The organism is Psychrobacter urativorans (assembly GCF_904846695.1).
GTDB lineage: Bacteria > Pseudomonadota > Gammaproteobacteria > Pseudomonadales > Moraxellaceae > Psychrobacter > Psychrobacter urativorans.
Genome location: NZ_CAJHBR010000002.1, coordinates 277,135 through 297,423, shown reverse-complemented (window position 1 = coordinate 297,423; position 20,289 = coordinate 277,135). Strand labels below are relative to the sequence as shown.

Sequence of the window (20,289 nt, the reverse complement as noted above, 5' to 3'; positions counted from 1 at the left end):
AAGACTGGATCACGGTTTATAACACTGAAAGACCCCATGATTCACTTAATGATATGACACCTGCTGAGTACAGACAGGTGGCTTAATGATTCTACAATGATGTTGTGTTAAGAATGGGGTATTTACAGTGCCATTTTGATATATATCGTTAGTATCATTATTATGATGCGTGATAACACTATTCATAGTCATTTGACCGCAGAGCATGAGGGTAAACTGGTTATCTTGAGTCTCATTAGTATCGCAAGTTTAATCTGTTTATTAGCTATTGTTAGGCAAACTCAGATTGGCAAAGACTATCAGGGCCTGGCACGCATTTTAACTATCGCGCTTACTGTGAGTACTATCTTTATTACTTGGCTGATGATTCAAGTTGTTTTCGCCATGCAATACGCTTATTTATATTTTTCTGAGCAGCGTAGCGGCGTTGCACAACCTTTTATGTTTCCTGAGGCGTTAGTGGAGAATAAGAGCGATAGCGAGGATGACCCTAGGCTGATCAGTGCTAAGTTTGAAGACTTCTTTTATTGCGCAGTGGCTATCGGTACTTCCGGGCAAACGGCTGATATTGCTTTTACTTCAAGAGCTGGTAGAGAGCTTGCTACTCTGCATAGTATTATCGCTTTTGTATTCAACTTGGTTATTATTTCTTTATTAATTAATATCATAGCCAGCTATATATAGTCGATATCAAATATAGTCGATACCAAATACAATAGATACATCACAGTCTGGTTTTTACAATGAACTAACTATATAAGTATTTTCGTTCGAGTAGAAATAGAAATAGAAATAGAAATAGAAATAGAAATAGAAATAGAAATAGAAATAGAAATAGAAATAGAAATAGACTTATGGCAGTGTGCCACTAATATAAATTTTCTGTATTACTAGCTAGGTGATAGAGAGTGCAAAAAGGAAATTCGGTTATCCATGATTACCCTAATTCAAACAAATCAGCAGTTATTTAGCTTAGTGAGTCTGCTTTTATTAGTGATTATTGTTTTATGGATTTTGCAATACGCTATTATTGGCTATGCAGGACGAGTATTTAAAAAAGCTCTACAATATTGGCTAAGGTTCGAGCAGTATTTTGGCTTGAGTAAACGGCTGCTACTATTAAAAATTAGCTATCCAAAGCTATATAATTTTTTCTGGCAAAGGCTTCATGTTCAGCACTTTCAGGGATTGCCGCTAACGCTATTGTTTTTAGTGATGGGCTATACTTTAGCGTTGTTCGTCGGACTGGTTGAAGATGTCGTTAACGCGGACTCTATAGTAGCGATCGATTACTGGGTATCACAACAGATGAGTCTGCTAAGTGGCTCATCAGTAGTTAATTTTTTTATTCCTATTACTAGCTTAGCTTCGACCCCTATTACTTGTTTAATAGTGTTTTTGACCGCATTGCTATGCTGGAGAATAAACCAACGCTACCTATTAATTGGCTTGCTGATAGCTATCATAGGCAGCACGGCCTTTACCTTTTTGAGCAAAATGTTATTTCATCGCCAGCGACCAGTAGATATTCTATTGTTTGAGCGCACCTACTCATTTCCAAGCGGACATGCGACGGCTACTATGGCTATGTACGGGTTTATAGCTTATATGGCTATTCGGTTTAGCCAAAGCTTTGCCAGGCAAGTTCGTATCTTAGTGTTTACTGTGTTTTTTTCTATATTAGTAGGATTGAGTAGAGTTTTGCTCAATGAGCATTACTTGAGTGATGTGTTGGGAGGCTATTTAGTAGGCTTATTATGGCTGACGGTAGCCATTAGTGTGACAGAGTGGTTAACGGCGAGACATAACATTAACTGGCAACTAGATTGGTCAACGGCCCAGCTTTATCAGATTCGGTTCAGTGTGGTGGCTGTACTGATAAGCACGATTATATATGCTGCAATTTATCAATTTCCATTGTTAGTTTAGACTAAATCAATACTTAGCCACTACAGTTAAATGACAGTGCTTATCATAAGCAGTTAAGCCGCTTACTAGGTTTTGCAATAGCTAAACTCTTAACTGGCTAAACTGTTAACTGACTAAGCTCTTAACTAACTGGTTTCTAAAGAATTATTTTTCAAACCCGTCCGGCTTTACAATCACTGTAATATACTGATGTTATAAATAGCTATCGTGAGTTCCTTTTTTCTAAGTTGCTTAAAAAATTGGCAAAGCCTTCGCTGGCTCGAGCTTGTAAGCGGCTACTAGTAATCGCTCGTACCTTATTACTCCAAGTAATGGCATAATTTTGGGCCTCAAATTTTTTAACTAAATCCACGTCTTCATGGCAAGCTAAGGGACTAAAACCACCCACAGCGAGATAAGCCTCAGCGCTAAAGCTTAAATTTGCCCCATGAATATGGCGATGTCCCATTATATCTTGATAATGAGCGGCATAATCTTCGCGCGTTTGCTGCGTTAAATGTGCCCAGCTATCAACGCTAACCACGCCACAAATCATATCAGTGGGCTGTTGAGCAATATGAATGATTTGCTGCTTTAACCAATCTGCGCTTACTATCGAGTCTGCATCGGTACAAGCAAGCCAAGTGGCTCCACTAGCTATCGCATTGCGAATACCCAAATCTCGCGTTCGTCCCACACAGCGCTCCTCACAGCTTATGTAGTCAACCCCTGAGGTTTTGACTATTGCCAAGGTGCTATCAGTGCAACTGTCTAAAACGACTAGCACAGATGCGCTGATAAGTGAGGGCAGTGGCTCAATGGCGATCTGTACTGACGCTAAGCATGCGCTAATGGTCTGTACTTCGTTATGAGCCGGAATCACAATAGCTATAGCTGTAGGCTTCATTAGGAGTTTTATATTATCCATTGGGTTGTTAAGGGGCTAGCCACTGATACACGGTCATGCAGTCATATTAAGTTTTCTTGCCTAGCGACCGAATCTAAAGAGTTTTGCCATACGTCCAATAAAAAATCGCTATCTATAATCTGACTTTGATGACTAAATGTCGCAGGCTGGTTTTCTTGGTTGTTTGAATTTTTTGAATTGTTTTGTTGATTGTTAGTCTTACTTAGAGTGTTGGCATTATTTACTGCGTTAAATGCTTGGTGTAAGCGTTGATGTACTGTCTCACCGGTCATCGCGAAGCCATCGATAGCATAGCGCCAATGACAGCATAATAAAGTACCGCCTATGGCTAAGTTTTGCCTAATCCAAGCGATAACCTTATGAATATCATCTGGCGATAGGTAATATAAAATCTCGCTAATAACTATCAAATCAAAGGCGGGTTTATAAGCACTTGAGTCATCGGATAAACCGTCAGCATCCACAATCCCAGTGGTCAAACTCACTAGGGCGCTAGGAATAACTGCTTGTATTACCTTAACATGGGGCATACTCGCTAATCGTTGTGCAGCGAGCTGCACGGCATGAGTGTTGCCATCCACGCTAACTAGAGCCTGACAACGATCGGCAAGTAACTCGCTAAACACCCCATTACCGCACCCTAACTCGATCCCATTACCATAACGAGCTAAGGGTAGCACTGCTAGGCAAATATCACGTTTGCGTTTTTCATACCAGCGAGTCTGGTACTGCCAAGGGTCAGTATTGTCACTATATAGCTCGTCAAAATAAGTTTCTGAATAGGTTTCTAAATAGGCGTCTACATTAGAACTAGAAGGGCTAGCGGACTTAGCAGCCGATTGATTACAGTCAGCCGGAGTTGTTTTATTAGCCTTCACGCTATCGACAACCTTCACGCTATCAACAACCTCGCCAAGCTTAGTAAGACTAGGTTTAAACTGGTGGCTCATATAAATAAACCTCCCAAGGTTGGCTAATTCTAGCGATAGTTTGCGCGGATAAAATAGGCAAGTTGCCAGTACTGTCATCAATGCTAATCTGGCTTTTAAAGCAATGGATAGCTTGAGTTTTACGCTGTAATTGCTCAGCAGTTAAATCGACGCTAAGGGCACATTGCCAAGGTATGCGGCTATCAGCAGGTTTAGCCCAATGCCATGCCCAAATAAAAACCTGGTAACAGGCTAACTGCTGCTGCTTGGCGAATGCAGCTACTACTTGCCCCGTAGCCTCGTGATCAGGATGACCGTCGTGGATAAAAGGGGTCACTAAAATATCATCAGACCTGATAATAGCAGTTAATTTTTCTTTAAATTGGGCTTGCTGGGAAAACACTTCGCCATCGGTTAAATCTAGGGCGACAGTAGTCACTTGCTGAGCGATATTCAGTACTTCTAATGCTGCAAAGCTTTCTTGCGGGCGAATGATATTAAGCTTTTGCGGAGGATAAACCTGCGAATTTGGATGGCTTTGGGTGCCATTGGTTACGTACACTAGTAAAATAGCATTGCCATTAGCTACCAACTGTTGTAACAGACCGCCACAGCCTAATATTTCGTCATCAGGATGAGGCGCAAAAATACAGACACGCTGGGATGAGGGAAAGCTATCGGCAACCTTTACTCGAGGTAAATCGTGCAAGCCTTGCCAGTTCTGCCAAAGTTGTTGGCTAGTACCTTCACCTTCAATAACTCGGTCGCCAACGATTGGATGATTAGGTTCAGCTGCTTGGTGCTGATGGATCATATTGCTAACTATGGCCATATCAGAAGTTATAGTTGCCATATGTTATCTTGCTCCTCAGTTAAATGACCGGTTGTATCGCTAGTTAATTCACCAATTTTCTGTAAATCAAAGGCGCCATGACTTTGGCGAATAAACACTGCTAAATCTGCGGCTAACCTAGCAAAGTGGGCGTTAGCACAAAACGGTGCTGCTCCCAAAGCTTGCCCGACGCTCTCTATTACTAAACGGGCCAGCTGTTCGACGTTTGCCCTTAACTGGCGAATTGCAAGTTGGTGGCTAGTGTTTGGTTGGCTAGTTAGCAAGTCAGCGACATGATAAAAATATTGCTGAGTAACCGCCAATGCTGTGCTGATCTGCCCCAAATACATAGCCTTATAGTCGTTAGGCTTCTGCTGATAAGCGGTTATTAGATAGCCGGCTAGGGTAGCTGCTGCGCCATACCAACATGCAGCAACCCCTGCTGCTCCATGCCAAAATCCCACACGATCTAGATAAGCATTGGCCGCTCCAACATTATTGGCTACCACCTTATTGAGCTTTATACTCGCCGTATCAGTAGCTTGCATACCGACCGCTTGCCAACCACTATTGTCACTCTCAATGCCACTTTGCTGCATATCTACTACCAGCAGTTGCGAATCACCATGCTGATCTCGATAAGTCATTAGCCCATAATCGACAATATTTGCTCCTGAACACCAAGTTTTAGTGCCACTGCTAATACCGCTAGTTGGGCCTTGCTGATAAGTTATAGGATCGCGATTACCTTCTGAAGCCCAAACCGCCCATAGCCCTACTATTGGTTGGTCATAGCCCACTTCATGCAAGATACTTAAAGCATCCAAGTGTGATTCAAACCATTTCGCAATGGTTAAATCAATACCGGCAACATAAGCCAAAATTTGCCAACGAATCAAGGTAGGTGAGTTGGTTTTATCCTTATTTTCACTTGCATCGCTATTGCTAATGCCAGTACTAGTACCAATTGAGCTGGCAGGATGAGGAATTCTATCGCTATAACTCACTAAAATATCCAATATATCGTGGCGTAATTTATCGTTAATAACTGAGTCGTTAACTGAGCCATTAACTGAGTCATTAACCGTTTGCTTATCAATAGATATAATGCGCTCTATAGCTAGTTTAATGTCTAGTAACAAGGAGTTTGGGGCAGCGGAGCGTGACATAAGGACTTCCTAATTATTATTCATCACCCGTTTGGGCGGTAAGCGCACATCTACTAGCAGTCTACTATCTGTGCTTATGACTTAAGCTATGCTAAACACCAGCTACCTTAGATATAAGATACCTTAAATATAAGCGATCTACGATACTGGGTATTTCAAATACAGCTTATCTAAGAATTTTTGTTGCCAAGCGTATAAATCATCCTGCTGCAAGCCTTGTAACAACGTCTGATAACGGGTCTTTCGCTGCGCTAATGGCATCTCTAAGGCAGTCTTTAAACCCTGTATTATACTTTTAGGCTGATGTGGATCGATAATGACCGCTGCCTGCATCTGCTCAGCCGCCCCTGCATATCTTGACAATAACAACACTCCCGGATTATCGGGATTTTGGGCAGCAATGTATTCTTTAGCGACCAGATTCATGCCATCCTTAAGCGAATTTACCCAACCAATATCGCTATGCCAAAACGCTGTCATCAAAGTGTCATGGCTTAACACCTCTTCGCTATAGGTAATCGCCTGCCAATTATCTATAGGATAGTCAGCTTCTAAAGCCTCAGTTTTAAAATAACTCATAGTAGGTTCACTAGGCAAAAATTGCTGATTCACATTATCCACTACTTGTTTGACACTGTTATAAAGCTGCTGATAGACGGGGAGAGCTAAGCGACTAGGACAAGCAATTTGTAACAACTTTAGCTGATTTTGGTAAGTTGGATATTGCTGTAAAAAACAGCGATATGCTGAGAAACGCTCTAATAAACCCTTAGAATGATCAATCCTATCTACAGCAATAATCTGCTGGGTAGCTTGTTTTACAAGCTGTTTTTTTTGAGTATATCCTGTGGATTTTGCCAGTAAGTGAGCGGATGAGTTAATAATCTGTTGCTGAATTTTGTTTACATTAACTCCGATGGGATAGGCATCAATCGATAAGCAGTGCGAGCTGTCTAAGTCTAGGTCAATCATGAGATGCACAGCCGTTGAGCTTGCAAAATCTTGCTTAGGGTTTATTGAAGTCTTAGTTAAAAGACGCTCTGGTAGATAATGCTGTACCACTTTAAGACAGTTGGTTTTATCTTGTTGAGTTTGAGTACCAATAACATCGTAGTGAGCAAGATGTTTGATTAATTCGGCACTTTCAGCAAGCTGCTGCCAAAATGATAAGGCAACAAATGGAATATGCAAAAAAAACCCGATACGATTATTAATTCCTAGCTGTCGACAATAATATGCGACACTTAAAAAATGATAATCATGGACCCAAATTACATCATCCGGCTCAATAGTCTTCTTTAATTGTCTAGCAAAAAGACGGTTTATCTGCTGATAGCCTGCATAGTCTTGTGCTGCTTGGCTGACTAAATCAAGTCGCTCATGTAATAATGGCCACAGCACATTATTGGCAAAACCGCAGTAAAAACGTTGATATTGTTGAGTGTTGAGAGCAGTAGTAATATAAGTAATTGTAGTATTAGCTGGCTGCTTCTCAGTGCTTGCTAAATTATTATTTATGGAAACGGTTTGTTTACTAGTGCTAAATCCACTGATGATACAGTCGTCACAAGCATCATTACCGCCACCTTTAGTTTCGATGATTTCACCGTTCCAGCCCATCCAGATGTTCGAATTACCTATAAGTATTTCGTGCAATGCTACTGCCAGCCCGCCTGCTATTGGATTATTGTCAGGCATTTTTACTCGGTTGGATAACATAATCAAACGACTCATATAGGATATCTCATTACTTTTTAGCAGTTTTAGGATCAGTAAGCGTCCACTAAATCAGTGGGTAAAAAGCTACGTTTTTGGCAAAAGGTCAAAAAACTCTCAAGTAAAAAACTTACTTCTTCAATGTTACGCACATAATAGTTTGCACCACTTGGCTCACTACCCACTTTAATACCCATACCCTTTATTGAGTTTTGGCAGTCTTTTATTAATCCACTTGTCTTCATTGATCTATCTAGCATATCCTCTTCACTTTGTACTGCTACAAAACCGGCCTCATCAGTAAAGTCATCACCAATAAATATAGGACAAAGGCTAGTGCTGGTCTGCATCGTCTTTAACAAAGTTAAAATTGCTGTGCCTTTATCTACCCCTTTTGGCACTATCTCCCAAACATATTTACCGGGTTTTAATAGCCAGTCAGAATAATTCTTTGATGCCACCGACATAATGCTATAAGCCACTTGTGCCAAAGCAGGGTTTTGTCGATAGTGTAGAGCGACCGAATAAGGCTTATCTTCTATAGTGAAACCCTGATAGGACAGACAGGATTGAATAATAGCTTGCCTTATCTCATCGAGCTCAACGATATTCACCTGCGCAGCGCTAGTATTTTTATTGTTGGTATCATTGTCACATTGCTGGTGCTTGCTCATTTCAAGAGCCACTTCTAGGCCATGAGTAGCAGCAATCGAAGCGGATATAAAACGCAGCATTTGCTTGGCTTCAGTAAGACTTCGCCCAGTTACAAAAGCGATTTTAACGCCTTGATCTTGTATTCTTCGCAAAAGCATTAAGGTTGAATTGGGGATAAAGCTATCTTTTGGATTTACTGTAAACTCTGCAAGCGTGCCATCTATATCCAAAAATAAAGCATATTGCTGATGACTAAATAAATAATCAGCGAATTTATGGGGTTGTATGTATTTGGGTTGTATATATTCTGGTTCTATATACAGAGACTCATTATTTAAGCTTAGTTCTGTTATTGAGGTCACGCTTATCCCTTTTTAACTAATATTTTTAATAGGCTATTATCCTTCGCCTAATTTAAGCCAGCTTAGCGTTAAACTATTTGTCAAAAGTTGACCGGTTTTTAATGCTTAATTGCTGTTCAACAGGCGTTAATATTAATAATAAGCAATCTAAGTTAATGATAAGTCTGCCATAAAATTAATTATGATTCATTGGCGACAATGGTCAGTTTGGCATCAATTTTGTAACTCGTTAAGAATAATGTTAATCTTTTGTGTTGCCAATAATCATGCTCTCCTTATAGATTGGAGGCACACTTTTGCAAGTGTGCATTTGATAAAATAAAAAGCACAAAAACCCTTAGCGCCACTACCTAGATAGGGTGAAGGGTTTTTGTTTTTTGATATATTCTAATGGTTTTGATAGTAAAACAAAGGACATCTAATATTAATACAATGGTGCTTAGAAGTTAAATGGTTAGGTTGCTCAAAGCAGTAGTTTATCTTTAACTTATTAAACTATATTGGCGGATTATATTAATAAGCTAATAGCTATACAGAGCTAGCATAGCAAGGCTTAAAGCGTTTTTAAATGCTGCTAAGGATTAGCCTAATACAAGTCATCGGTGGTCATAGAATAATGGTTAGTAGGCTACAGTCAGAGTGTAAAATTATCTTAAATTGAGTAAACATGGTTTACCTATTGAAACTTATGAGATACAGACAGCTAAAGGAGTAAGGGAGTAAGCTCAGTACTAGCACTACAAAACTAAAAACAATTAAATAAGAGGTGTTAAATCATGAGCAATAATAAATCTACAGATGAGAAGAAGCCTAAGCAGACTGATAATGAAGGATTAGAAGCCAAAGACAATAAAGACGTTAATAAGTCGGACGATAAAGCTAGCAAAGACACTAACAAGTCGGACGATAAAGCCAGTAAAGACGCTAATAAGTCGGACGATAAAGCCAGTAAAGACGCTGACAAGTCTGGTGATAAAGCCAGTAAAGACGCTGACAAGTCGGATGATAAAGCCAGTAAAGACGCTCACAAGTCGGATGATAAAGCTAGCAAAGAGTCTAAGAAATCTGATGACTCTGATGATGAAGACGTTGACAAGTCTGATGATGAAGGCGACAAAGAGTCTAAAAAATCTAATGAAGAGGGCAAGACTTCTTTAGTTGAAGCTGCTACTACGAAGGCTAAAGGGGTTGTTGGAACACTAGCTGATATAGCAGCTGATACTATGGAATCAGCGGCTAAAACTATCAAACAAGCTCGTAATAAAGATTAGTTGTTTGAGAGTTAGATAAAGCCTTGCTATACGCAAGGCTTTTTTTATGCGATTTCCCTAGCCAAGACACAGGCACTGCTCAAGACACAGGCGCTGCTCGAGACACAGGCGTTGCTATAGTACTGACATAAAATTATTATAGGGTTTGCTTGCTACGTTGTTGGCTTATAAATAGCCATTGTACAAGCGGCTAAGTTCTATAAAAAATACAGTTGGTAGTAAGAAAACTTGCTGCATAACTCTATTGATAACGATTGCTACAATTACAATGCCTGCTTGCAGGCTTGAGCTAAGTACGGATCGACACTGTCCTGCTTAAGCAGCCATTTAAGATAGCCCGCCCCATCAGAACTGCTCGCTAAATCTGCAATAGCCTCGCCTTTATGTTTACCAAAACTCAAGTGAGTAGGTATACGTGCCTTCTGGCTAAAGTCATATAAGCTAGCCACGTCAGTGATGGCATGACCTTGATTATTAGCTAAGTCAATTAGACTGCTAAGCACCAGCTGAGTGAAGTAAATATCAGCAATAGCGGCGTGTGCTTGCTTTGCTTGAGTGCGCGCGATATCACGATGGAAGTAATAAAGTAGAGATACTAACTTATGGCTATCGAGGGCAGGTAGCAGATGGCTTGCCATAGCAAAAGTACATATCAATTTAGGCGTATGTGTGACGCCAGCATTATGTAAAACCTGCATATCAAAATCGATATTATGACCTACTAAATACTCGACATTGCTGGGCAGTTTAAAGTCTGTATGAGGGGACTCATTGGCGATATCCTCCTCACATATATGTGATATCGCCATAGACCCTAAGCTGATTTCTTTTAGAGGGTTAAAACGCTTAGCTCGTGGCTCTTGCAATACTGCTACCTTACCATTATTTAAATCAATAATAGAGTAGGCCGCTTCAGTCATGTGTGGTTCAATAAGGCCCGTGGTTTCTGTATCAAGTATATATGTGGTCATTATAAGCCTCTATAGCGTTGAGTTATCAGTAGTGCTTGTGATTTGAAAGTCTGCAAATGACAGTTTGCAAATAATAGTCTGCAAGTGACAGTTTGTGAGTAATAGCGTAAGCGTTAAGTTATGCCAATTTAGTAAAAGTAGTGCTATTGCCAGTGAACTAGATGGCTTTTATAGTTTGATGATTAACCAGAGATTATGACCCTAGATAGGGCTATTGTAATGATAAATCATCAGTTATTGTCAAGCAGAATTGAGCCTAAGCTATAAAAGCTATTTTTTCAATAGTTGCTGGTTAATAACTGAGTGCTTAAACCATTTTGTGAACTCTTTATCCTCATTCATTTTGTTTTAACGGCGGTAACTTTCTATGAGCTCTGTTTTAGCTATGACTTCCTCACTTCCTCTGCTGTACTCTTTTCGTCGCTGTCCTTATGCTATGCGCGCCCGTCTTGGTTTACTATTTGCTGAGTTATCAGTAGAGCTGCGGGAGATAGTGCTAAAGAACAAGCCAGCTCAGATGCTTGAGATTAGCCCGAAAGGCACTGTGCCAGTGTTACAGCTCGTTGATGGTACGGTGATTGCAGAGAGCGTGGAGATAATGAGATGGGCGCTTGAGCAGCAAGATCCGCAAGGGCTTTTGGTAGCATGCGTTTCCCTGCAAGCTAAGGCCTTGATCGAGCAAAACGATAATGACTTTAAACTTTGGCTCAATCGCTATAAGTATGCCGATCGTCATCCTGAGAGGACGCAGATAGAATATCGGCAACAAGGCGAGGTCTTTTTACAGCTTCTAGAATCGCTACTGACTAAAAATACTTACCTGTTAGGCAGCAGTCCAAGTATTGCTGATATTGGCATAATGCCTTTTGTGCGCCAATTCGCTCATGTAGATCGTCAGGTTTTTTATAGTCTACCTTACCCAAAGCTACAGCTATGGTTACAACACTGGTTACAGCACCCCTTGTTTGTACAAGCTATGACTAAGTTTCAGCCATGGCAAGAGGGTGATGATGTGGCTATCTTTTAACAGGACTATTTCGGGCACTTGCCGTTTCGTTTACTAGTGGTTATTACTATCTAGCCAACAGGGTTTCGGTAACCTAAGCTTATCAGCTACAATAGCTGATTCGATTGGTTGGGCTATAGTTAATTTTGTTCAATCTAATTGAGTAATAGACAGCGAATCTTTATATAACTTGAGTCATAATTCGCTTACCCAAGTTCAAGGTTTAGTAGCAATACAAGGATTCTGCTGGCCCGTACCCTCTAATTTATGACAATAACTAATTAAGGAAAAATCATGCATATCAGTGCTAATTTTGATGCCGGTAATATTGAAGTCATTAGCTTAGAAGATAAAAAAAATATCCAATTGGCTATTCGCCCAGACGTTGGCGGCGAGTTTTTTCAATGGTTTAACTTTCGTCTAACCGGACAGATCGATGAGCAATATGTGCTTAATATTCTCAACGCAGGGCAAGCAGCATTCCCAGCAGGATGGGATAATTATCAAGCAGTGGCCTCATACGATCGTGAATATTGGTTCCGTCTGCCCACCTCTTATAAAGATGGCAAGCTAACCATAATGGTAGATATGGAATGTGAAACCATTCAAATTGCTTTTTTTGCCCCGTATAGTTACGAGCGTCATCAAGATTTATTAGCCGCTGTACAAATGCATCCGTTAGTGACTTTAGAGCATTTAGGCGAGACCTTGGACAAGCGCGACTTAACTTTAGTTAAAATTAGTGATGACGATAGCGATAGTGAAAGCAAGCGCAATATTTGGATTACGGCTCGTCAGCATCCTGGTGAGACTATGGCGGAATGGTTAGTCGAAGGTCTGCTGCATAGCTTATTAGATAGTGATAATGCCACTGCTAAGCTGCTACTAGACAAAGCCAACTTCTATATTGTGCCTAATATGAATCCTGATGGTAGTGTGCGTGGTCATCTGCGGACTAACGCAGTCGGCACTAACCTAAACCGTGCTTGGTCAGATCCAAGTTTAGAAGAGAGCCCTGAAGTTTTTTATGTGATTAATAAAATGGAAGATACTGGTGTTGATCTGTTTTATGATGTGCACGGTGATGAAGAAATACCTTTTGTATTCCTTGCCGGCTCTCAAGGTACGCCGAGTTATAATGACCGCCTTGCAGGTCTACGCGATAGATTTGCAGAAGTGTTAAAACTAGCCAGTGCCGACTTTCAGACTAAAGAAGGCTATCAGGTTGATGCACCGGGCAAAGCTAATATGACTCTGGCTACCCATTGGGTTGCCGAACGTTTTGACTGTCTGGCTAATACTTTGGAGATGCCATTTATAGATAACAATAACCTTCCCGATGCTGATACCGGTTGGTCGCCAGAGCGCTGTATTAAATTAGGCGAAGCCTCGTTAGTCGCTATGTTGGCGGTCTTTGATGATTTACGTTAAGTAGTGATTTATGTTAAGTAGTGATTTACGTTAATTAGTGACTTATGTTAAGTAGTGACTTAAGTCATTGAAATTAATAAAACCTTAGTAAGTAATTGCTAAGGTTTTATTTTTTAGGCCAAGTTATAGGGTAGTTATATTTTTTACTGGAGTTAATCCTAAATAAAAAGAGACCATCCATTACAGCGTGCTGCTGGTATAAATCTCCCTTGCATGCTGCGTTTCTAGAAGCTACACAAAATTGATCCCAGTAGCCCTTCAATTATTAAGCTAATATTTTATAGTGATTATATTAATCTATTTCAGGATTGCTAATAGCCCGCCATAAAATAGTAAATAGCCCATCAAAGTTCTCATTCAGAGAATCTGGATTTTTGCGTATGATATGCATGAGTCCTAAGCGGCTAATAAAAGCTATAAACACATCGAATAAAACGAACAAAGGCACAGTGTCATTCAATATACCTTGTTGCTGTCCATCGCCTAATACTTGCATAAAAGAATCAACCAACTCTTTATTATCATAAATAGCTATCTCTCGATAACGAGAGGCGGGCACTGCTGTGGACAATACCATCATAGCATCTGGGCTTTTATCAATAAAATCAAAGAACACCCAAAGCGTTTTACGCAGACGGTCTCTAACGCTATCGATACCTTGCAAATGATCAATCATACGGACTGCTAGACGGCCTAATACTCTATTTAAAATAGTATAAATGATGGTTTGCTTGTCACCAAAATAGTTATACAGAGTCTTTAATGACATATTTGCTGTACGAGCTATCTGTATCATGCTGACTTCAGTAGGATCATGATTCGAGAATAACAGTAGCACTGCTTTTTCAAGCTTATCTAAAGTTGCCGGTCGCATCGCTGATATTGGTTTTAATGCTTTATTCAGCGTTTTATGGTGCAGATCTTTGTCTTGCATTTCTTATCCTCCAGTCTCACAGCTTGCGTTGCACTACTTTGTAATTTCCTATCTAGTACCTAGTGAGGCACGGCGTGTTTTAGTTACTTATAAAACTATCTTTAATGGCTTATCGACTAATACTTATAGAAATAAAGGGTGGAAATACTGCTGTTGTAAAGTGGGGGACTGACAGCGTCTACGGATATACATAAACTACTCATTAGAAAATATCTATATCAACAAAAATAACTGTAATAAAATTTAAGGATAATCTTAATTATCTTTAATATAAATTTAATTGCAATATTTATTAGAACTACCTAGTATATTTGTAATAAACACTGATTTAATACGTTTTCTTCTACCTTAGCATAAGATAATCTAAATTATCATTATTTTATTTTTAGTCTAATGCATCCTCTGAAAACTAGCACCAATAGCATTAGTAAAGTTATTAAACGTACTAAAATAGGCAAGGAAGCCATGAACATGTTAATGACAGAAGAGCAGAAAATGGCCACAGAAGGCTTACGAAAAGTTTTGGATAATGATATTGAACCAAAGTTGCGTGCCCACGGTGAGGGTTTTATTCCTAAGGAGATGCTAAAAGGGTTTGTGAAGACTTTGACAGAGTTTGGTCTAATCAAAGCCCCTTTTCCTGAGAAATGGGGCGGCTTAGGCTTAGACTGGGTAACCCACTTATTACTCTGGGAAGAAGTAGGCGTCAGCTCAATAGATTTGGCGTTGCCTATTCTGATTAATGTCTCTGGCGCCGATATGTTGATTAGAAACGCATCAGAACCTATCAAAGAAAAGTATGTACCTAGTCTGCTATCGGGTGATTTGTTTATCGGTATTGGGGTATCTGAGCCTGATGCAGGATCTGACGTAGCTGCTGCTAGGACCCGAGCTGTGCGCGATGGCGATGACTGGATTATCAATGGCGAAAAAACTTGGATCTCAAATGGTGAGCATATGGATATCTTCATATGTACCTGCAAAACCGCTGAGGGCGAATTGACGCATATTTTAGTAGATATGACTACCCCAGGCATTGAGGTGCAAGGTATCAAAAAAATGGCATTAAATGGCCAGTCCACAGCACAAATATTCTTTGCTGATGTCCGTGTTCCAGTGAGTAATACTATTGGCGAGTTGGGAGCGGGCTTAAAAAATACTTTGATCACTTTCGAACGTGCCCGCTGCCATATGGCGGCTTGGGGTTATTCTATTGCTCGTAGGTCTATGGAAGAGTCGATTAAGTACAGCCAACAGCGCTTTCAACATGGCAAGCTGATCGCAGGCCATCAATTGATAGCCGATAAAATCGCTGATATGGCAACCAACATAGATGCTGCTAGATTATTGACGTTAAGAGCTGCCACTATGATCGATCAAGGCATTCGCTGTGATAAAGAATGCGCTATGGCTAAATGGTATAGCACGGAAATGGCGGTCAAAGTCTGCCGTGATGCCGTGCAGATTCATGGCGGTAATGGCGTGACCAAAGAGTATATCGTGGAGCGCTTAGCTCGAGAAGCAATTATTGGCACTATCCCTGATGGCACTACTGAAATCCAAAAATTATTGATAGCGCGTTCCCTTACTGGCATTCAAGCCTTTAGATAAAGGGGTTAGGTATCGTTAACAGTCAGTAGTTAATAGTTAATAGTTGTTTTAATAACAAATGCTTAAGAGTAGCCCGTACTTATACTTATAAACACGGCCTTGCAAATACCATTAGATAGGAGTATCACCTATGGACTTACCGATGAAAAATGACGCTTTAGAATATAAGCAAGTGGGACCAGTGGCTTGGATTACTCTCAATAGACCAGACGCTATGAACGCCATTAATCTTGAGATGTTGGATAAGTATGAACAGCTACTGCCAAAAATTGCTGTAGACGACAGCGTCAAAGTTTTGGTAATTACGGGTAATGGCAGAGCTTTTTGCGCTGGGGCTGACCTAAAGGAAATCTTAGCTTCAACTAATGGCCCTGCTGGCGAGACCGACTTTATTGATCGCTTAACCGTCAACGTGCTTGATGTGCTACGCAACTTTTCCAAGCCAGTCATCGCAGCGATTAACGGCATTACTATGGCCGGTGGTTTAGAAACGGCAATGTGTGCTGATATTGTGATAGCCGCGGACAGCGCACGTATAGGCGATGCTCATGCAAATTATGGGGTTTATCCAGGAGCAGGTGGCGCAGCACTATTGCCAAGATTAATCCCACTCAATGTCGCAAAATACTTACTGTTCACTGGCGAAACCCTCTCGGCAACACAGATGATGGGCTATGGTTTTGTAAATCGTGTGGTCAGCCTTGCTGACTTGCCACAAGAAGCACAAAAACTAGCAGAGCTGATAGCAGAAAAAAGCCCGATTGCGCTGCAACGAATGAAAGTAGTTGCTAATGCTAGCGCGGACAAATCGCGTGATGATGCCTTGCAACAAGAGCAAGTACTATTCCGCAGACATATGCGCTCATACGATATGCAAGAAGGTCTAAGCGCCTTTAGTGAAAAGCGTAAACCAGAGTTTCGCGGCTATTAATCTTAATAATATTTTAAATAGCTTTTTATATGGTTTTTTAGATCTTTTTTTATATCCTTCTTTAAATAAACTTTAGACAGTCGTTATAAATCACTCTTTAGACAATAGGCAAAGGAATGCATCATGAATTTAAGCAATAAAGTCGTCGTTATTAGTGGTGGCGCCTCAGGACTAGGGTTGGCAACGGCTCACTACATGGTAGGCAATAAAGGCGCTAAGGTGGCCTTGCTAGATATGAATCAACAAGCAGGAGAGGCTGCTGTGGCAGAGCTTGGTAGCGAAAATGCCATATTTTGTCGCACTGATGTGACTGTTGAGGAAGAGGTCGATAACGCTATTACCGCCATTATCGCTAAATTTGGTGCTATCCATGCTGACATTAATGCGGCAGGTATTGTTGCTCCGGCAAAGATTCTAGATCGAGAGGGCAAGGCCTCGGCATTAGCCAATTTTAAGGCAGTTATCAACGTAAATTTGATTGGGCTATATACCGTTATGTCAAAGTGCGCTGAAAAGATGGCGCTAAATGAGCCTGATGAGAAGGGCGAGCGTGGGGTCATCGTCAATGTCTCCTCTGGCGCAGCTTGGGAAGGCCAAATTGGACAGAGCGCCTATGGAGCCTCAAAATCTGGCGTTAATGGTCTCAATATGCCAGCTGCGCGTGAGTTTGGTAAATTAGTTATCCGAGTCAATTCTATTGCGCCTGGGATGTTTGCAACTGCTATGGTGGAGTCACTCGATACTAAGGTTAGCGAAGCTTTGATTGCTATGTGTGAGGCGCCCAAGCGTATGGGTAACATGGAGGAATTTGCCTCTACTTGTGCTTTTCTTATCGAGAATAGCTATATGAATGGCCGCTATATTCGTCTCGATGCGGCGACTATACTGCAAGCTAGATAAATAATAAAAGGTAAGGTTATGAATAGTCAGCAAGGAAGCCACATTACCCCACCAGATTTTGGTGAGGTGCTAGTCGTTAGTAACGGCATACTCTGGACTAGATTCAAGATACCCAGCAAGCTGGATCATATTAATATCTACTTGATTAGGGATGGGGACGGCTGGTTTGTGATTGACTCAGGTCCCGCCTCTGATGAAAACCGTGAATTGTGGAAAAACTTGCTACAAAACCTACCTAAACCAACAAAAATTACCGGAATTTTAATTACTCATTGCCATCCTGATCATATTGGGCTGGCGGGTTGGTTGCAGGACTACTGTAACGCCCCTTTGTATATTTCTGAGAAGGAGATTTTACAGGCAAGACTAGAGAACCGTTATCGCAGTGCCAAAGATTATAGTGATTTGCCACACTTCTATAAGCGTATGGCGGCCTCAGCAGAGGATCTGCAAAGTATAGAAGAGGTTTGGGAGTATGTAGACCAGATGTTCGGGCCACTACCAACCCAGATAAATATTGTCAAATCTGGCGATACGCTGGTAATAGGCGGTGAGTCATGGCGGCTTTGGTCCGGATCCGGACATTCTATAGAGCATATCTGTCTACAAAAAGTTTGCGGAGAAGTCATGATTTCAGGGGATCAAATCATCGCCCATATTACCCCCTACGTTGGCTTAAACTATATGACTCAAGAGGCTGATCCCTTAGCTGGTTGGATAGCAGGCTTGAGCGATATGCTTGATTGGATAGATCCTAAGGCCCTAGTGTTACCCTCACACAATAAGCCGTTTTATCACGGGGAAAAACGAGTCCGTGAAGTTTTACAGCACCATCAGACCTCGTTAGACAAACTACGTGGCAGTTTAGAGCAATGGCGCACCGTCAACGAGTTGAGTTCGGTATTAGGCTGGGCTAAGAAACAAGGCTTTGCGCGTTGTTTAGCCCTTGAAGAGACCTACGCTCACGTTACTTATTTAGTAAATAACGCAGAAGTCATTTGCGAAACCGTAGAGCCATCTGGTGTTTTGCGCTACCGCTTGGCTTAAGGGGCCGATAGCGTAAAGAGTAAGATACACCATTTAAAAAAAGGTTGATTAAAGAAAGGTTGATTAAAGACAGATCGCTTAAAGCAACAACAGGGACTATCACTTATTAAGGATAATAAACATGATAATAAACTTTAGCAATCACATGACAGCGCTGGCACAGCGTTATGGCGATCGTGAGGCGCTAGTCAATATAGAGCGCAAGCGCAGATATACTTTTTCTGAATTTCATCTGTTATCCAATCAAATCGTCAATATGATGGTCAATCTAGGATTAGGTATCGGCGATTGCTTTATCAATATTCTAGACAATGACAACTTATCTCTGATTCACGCCCCGACTATTTTTAAGGGCGGGGCTACTGGTGCCTTTACCAATTTTAGAGACTCGCTTGAAGAGCATACTTGGCAGGTGGCAGCGGCTAAAGCCAAAGTTGCTTTTATAGAGACCTCACTACTCAAAACCCATTATCAGATGCTAAGAGAGCAAGGCGTCACTATCGTGGTTATGGACGAGCCAGAAGAGACGCTAGCAGGCGTGCATTACTTTTGGCAATTGGTAGCTCAAGCGTCTGATCACAATCCTAATTTTGAACTGGACGATCGAGAGCACTGTGCACTGATTCGCTTTACCGGCGGCACCACGGGCAAGGGCAAGCCGGCTATGTACAGTATGGACAATTGGTTCAGCTGCCGCGATACCACCTTTGCTTTTGATGACAAAGACATGTGGGCTGAGGAGCCGAGGTGTATTCATATAGCGCCTATCAGTCATGGTAGTGGCATGCTGGTATTACCGACGTTTTATTCCGGAGGCTGTACAATTACCCAGTACAGTCCGGATTTAAATGCCTACTGCGCTAATATAGAAAGTGAGAAGGCCACGCTGAGCTTTTTAGTACCGACTATTCTATATCGCTTGCTAGAGATTGACTCTGATTTAAGTACCCTGAAATATGTGGTTTACGGCGCTGCCCCTATGAGCCCAGGTAAGCTGAAGCTGTTGCAGGCAAAGTTAGGCAATATCTTTATTCAAGGCTATGGCTCTACTGAGCATTTTGGTTTTGCCCTTAATATGAGCACCCAAAAACATATTATTAAAACACCAGCAGATGAAGTACGTCTAGGGTCTGCGGGTCAACCGACTCCAGGTGTGGAATGTCTTATCGTTGATACTGACGGCAACGAAGTACTTCAAGGTGAGACCGGAGAACTTTGGGTGCGCTCACGCAGTGTCTGCCAAGGCTACTTGAATGCCCCTGAACTGACTGCTGAAGAGTTTCACAATGGCTTTTGGAAGTCAGGTGACTTGGGCTATATGGATAAACAAGGCTTTGTTTATCTAGTCGATCGCAAAAAAGATATGATTATCTCAGGGGGCTTTAATATTTATGCCAATGAAGTTGAGTCGGCGCTCAATAGTCATGCGGATGTGTTGCTCGCTGCAGTGATTGGTATTCCTCATCCAGAATGGGGGGAAGCGGTGCATGCTGAGGTTATTCTAAGAGACAGCGTTAGCTTGACAGATCTTGAACTCATTGCTCATGTCAAAGGTTTGATTGGTAGCTATAAAGCACCCAAAACCATCTTAATTGTTGAGCACATTCCTACTAGTGTGGTGGGCAAAGTGCTGCGTAGAAAGGTGCGGGAAAAATACTGGGTCGAGGCTCGTAAGATCTCTTAGTAATC

19 protein-coding genes are annotated in these 20,289 nt (G+C 41.3%); 11 read left to right on the top strand and 8 right to left on the bottom strand.

Annotated elements, in window-relative coordinates; all coding sequences use genetic code 11:
* The 3 genes from JMY09_RS14790 to JMY09_RS03315 all read left to right on the top strand — a co-directional run.
* A partial coding sequence (locus JMY09_RS14790) for an integrase core domain-containing protein (protein ID WP_201622182.1) occupies positions 1-86 on the top strand: 86 nt, incomplete at its 5' end.
* Positions 87-135: 49 nt separating this feature from the next.
* Positions 136-684: a DUF1345 domain-containing protein gene (locus tag JMY09_RS03320; protein WP_227677134.1), complete on the top strand. Its 549-nt coding sequence runs from the start codon at positions 136-138 to the stop codon at positions 682-684.
* A 249-nt stretch (positions 685-933) separates the two neighbouring features.
* Entirely contained in the window at positions 934-1,929 is a 996-nt protein-coding gene (locus JMY09_RS03315; protein WP_201622159.1) for a phosphatase PAP2 family protein, read from the top strand.
* A 202-nt stretch (positions 1,930-2,131) separates the two neighbouring features.
* On the opposite strand, the gene JMY09_RS03310 is transcribed toward JMY09_RS03315, so the two are convergent.
* From JMY09_RS03310 to otsB, 6 genes are all read right to left on the bottom strand, one after another.
* On the bottom strand, positions 2,132-2,815 hold the full coding sequence (locus JMY09_RS03310; RefSeq protein ID WP_201622158.1) for a glycosyltransferase: 684 nt from the start codon (positions 2,813-2,815) through the stop codon (positions 2,132-2,134).
* Between the two features lie 62 nt (positions 2,816-2,877).
* Positions 2,878-3,786, bottom strand: a complete 909-nt coding sequence (locus JMY09_RS03305) for a class I SAM-dependent DNA methyltransferase (RefSeq protein ID WP_201622157.1) — start codon at positions 3,784-3,786, stop codon at positions 2,878-2,880.
* The gene (locus JMY09_RS03300; protein ID WP_201622156.1) at positions 3,770-4,618 is read right to left on the bottom strand and encodes a PIG-L deacetylase family protein; all 849 of its coding nucleotides are present in this window, start codon (positions 4,616-4,618) and stop codon (positions 3,770-3,772) included. The genes JMY09_RS03305 and JMY09_RS03300 overlap by 17 nt, the downstream gene beginning before the upstream one ends.
* A complete protein-coding gene (locus JMY09_RS03295; protein WP_227677133.1) occupies positions 4,606-5,766 on the bottom strand; it encodes an acyl-CoA dehydrogenase in 1,161 nt (386 codons plus the stop codon). Before JMY09_RS03295 ends, JMY09_RS03300 begins: the two co-directional genes overlap by 13 nt.
* A 138-nt stretch (positions 5,767-5,904) precedes the next feature.
* On the bottom strand, positions 5,905-7,500 hold the full coding sequence (locus JMY09_RS03290) for an alpha,alpha-trehalose-phosphate synthase (UDP-forming) (protein WP_201622155.1): 1,596 nt from the start codon (positions 7,498-7,500) through the stop codon (positions 5,905-5,907).
* Between the two features lie 35 nt (positions 7,501-7,535).
* Positions 7,536-8,498 carry a trehalose-phosphatase gene (gene otsB, locus JMY09_RS03285; RefSeq protein WP_227677132.1) on the bottom strand — a complete coding sequence of 321 codons (963 nt, stop codon included), beginning with the start codon at positions 8,496-8,498 and terminating at the stop codon, positions 7,536-7,538.
* A gap of 776 nt (positions 8,499-9,274) precedes the next feature.
* Between otsB and JMY09_RS03280 the strand changes: the two genes are divergently transcribed.
* Complete coding sequence (locus JMY09_RS03280) at positions 9,275-9,769, top strand: hypothetical protein (protein ID WP_201622154.1); 495 nt, start codon at positions 9,275-9,277, stop codon at positions 9,767-9,769.
* Between the two features lie 263 nt (positions 9,770-10,032).
* On the opposite strand, the gene JMY09_RS03275 is transcribed toward JMY09_RS03280, so the two are convergent.
* Positions 10,033-10,740, bottom strand: coding sequence for a 3'-5' exonuclease (locus JMY09_RS03275; protein WP_201622153.1), 708 nt, complete (start codon positions 10,738-10,740; stop codon positions 10,033-10,035).
* A 367-nt stretch (positions 10,741-11,107) separates the two neighbouring features.
* On the opposite strand from JMY09_RS03275, the gene JMY09_RS03270 reads away from it, so the two are divergent.
* Both JMY09_RS03270 and JMY09_RS03265 read left to right on the top strand, forming a co-directional pair.
* A complete protein-coding gene (locus JMY09_RS03270; RefSeq protein WP_265087990.1) occupies positions 11,108-11,767 on the top strand; it encodes a glutathione S-transferase in 660 nt (219 codons plus the stop codon).
* 273 nt (positions 11,768-12,040) lie between these two features.
* On the top strand, positions 12,041-13,177 hold the full coding sequence (locus JMY09_RS03265; RefSeq protein WP_201622152.1) for a M14 family metallopeptidase: 1,137 nt from the start codon (positions 12,041-12,043) through the stop codon (positions 13,175-13,177).
* Between the two features lie 292 nt (positions 13,178-13,469).
* On the opposite strand, the gene JMY09_RS03260 is transcribed toward JMY09_RS03265, so the two are convergent.
* Positions 13,470-14,111, bottom strand: coding sequence for a TetR/AcrR family transcriptional regulator (locus tag JMY09_RS03260; RefSeq protein ID WP_201622151.1), 642 nt, complete (start codon positions 14,109-14,111; stop codon positions 13,470-13,472).
* A gap of 471 nt (positions 14,112-14,582) precedes the next feature.
* Here JMY09_RS03260 and JMY09_RS03255 point away from each other — a divergent pair, with 471 nt between their 5' ends.
* The 5 genes from JMY09_RS03255 (at position 14,583) to JMY09_RS03235 (ending at position 20,284) form a co-directional block, all read left to right on the top strand.
* The gene (locus tag JMY09_RS03255) at positions 14,583-15,722 is read left to right on the top strand and encodes an acyl-CoA dehydrogenase family protein (protein ID WP_265087989.1); all 1,140 of its coding nucleotides are present in this window, start codon (positions 14,583-14,585) and stop codon (positions 15,720-15,722) included.
* 130 nt (positions 15,723-15,852) lie between these two features.
* On the top strand, positions 15,853-16,653 hold the full coding sequence (locus tag JMY09_RS03250; RefSeq protein WP_256932977.1) for an enoyl-CoA hydratase/isomerase family protein: 801 nt from the start codon (positions 15,853-15,855) through the stop codon (positions 16,651-16,653).
* Between the two features lie 123 nt (positions 16,654-16,776).
* On the top strand, positions 16,777-17,553 hold the full coding sequence (locus JMY09_RS03245; protein ID WP_201622149.1) for an SDR family NAD(P)-dependent oxidoreductase: 777 nt from the start codon (positions 16,777-16,779) through the stop codon (positions 17,551-17,553).
* Between the two features lie 18 nt (positions 17,554-17,571).
* Positions 17,572-18,600, top strand: coding sequence for an MBL fold metallo-hydrolase (locus tag JMY09_RS03240; protein ID WP_201622148.1), 1,029 nt, complete (start codon positions 17,572-17,574; stop codon positions 18,598-18,600).
* 121 nt (positions 18,601-18,721) lie between these two features.
* Entirely contained in the window at positions 18,722-20,284 is a 1,563-nt protein-coding gene (locus JMY09_RS03235; RefSeq protein ID WP_201622147.1) for a class I adenylate-forming enzyme family protein, read from the top strand.
* Positions 20,285-20,289 lie beyond the last annotated feature (5 nt).

Excerpts from the sequence above, each read along its gene's own strand:
- JMY09_RS03295 (WP_227677133.1), bottom strand. The coding sequence starts at position 5,766 with ATGTCACGCTCCGCTGCCCCAAACTCCTTGTTACTAGACATTAAACTA.
- JMY09_RS03245 (WP_201622149.1), top strand. The coding sequence starts at position 16,777 with ATGAATTTAAGCAATAAAGTCGTCGTTATTAGTGGTGGCGCCTCAGGA.
- JMY09_RS03280 (WP_201622154.1), top strand. The coding sequence starts at position 9,275 with ATGAGCAATAATAAATCTACAGATGAGAAGAAGCCTAAGCAGACTGAT.
- JMY09_RS03310 (WP_201622158.1), bottom strand. The coding sequence starts at position 2,815 with ATGAAGCCTACAGCTATAGCTATTGTGATTCCGGCTCATAACGAAGTA.
- JMY09_RS03255 (WP_265087989.1), top strand. The coding sequence starts at position 14,583 with ATGTTAATGACAGAAGAGCAGAAAATGGCCACAGAAGGCTTACGAAAA.
- JMY09_RS03270 (WP_265087990.1), top strand. The coding sequence starts at position 11,108 with ATGAGCTCTGTTTTAGCTATGACTTCCTCACTTCCTCTGCTGTACTCT.
- JMY09_RS03250 (WP_256932977.1), top strand. The coding sequence starts at position 15,853 with ATGGACTTACCGATGAAAAATGACGCTTTAGAATATAAGCAAGTGGGA.
- JMY09_RS03260 (WP_201622151.1), bottom strand. The coding sequence starts at position 14,111 with ATGCAAGACAAAGATCTGCACCATAAAACGCTGAATAAAGCATTAAAA.
- JMY09_RS03300 (WP_201622156.1), bottom strand. The coding sequence starts at position 4,618 with ATGGCAACTATAACTTCTGATATGGCCATAGTTAGCAATATGATCCAT.
- JMY09_RS03265 (WP_201622152.1), top strand. The coding sequence starts at position 12,041 with ATGCATATCAGTGCTAATTTTGATGCCGGTAATATTGAAGTCATTAGC.
- JMY09_RS03235 (WP_201622147.1), top strand. The coding sequence starts at position 18,722 with ATGATAATAAACTTTAGCAATCACATGACAGCGCTGGCACAGCGTTAT.
- JMY09_RS03240 (WP_201622148.1), top strand. The coding sequence starts at position 17,572 with ATGAATAGTCAGCAAGGAAGCCACATTACCCCACCAGATTTTGGTGAG.
- JMY09_RS03275 (WP_201622153.1), bottom strand. The coding sequence starts at position 10,740 with ATGACCACATATATACTTGATACAGAAACCACGGGCCTTATTGAACCA.
- JMY09_RS03290 (WP_201622155.1), bottom strand. The coding sequence starts at position 7,500 with ATGAGTCGTTTGATTATGTTATCCAACCGAGTAAAAATGCCTGACAAT.
- JMY09_RS03305 (WP_201622157.1), bottom strand. The coding sequence starts at position 3,786 with ATGAGCCACCAGTTTAAACCTAGTCTTACTAAGCTTGGCGAGGTTGTT.
- JMY09_RS03315 (WP_201622159.1), top strand. The coding sequence starts at position 934 with ATGATTACCCTAATTCAAACAAATCAGCAGTTATTTAGCTTAGTGAGT.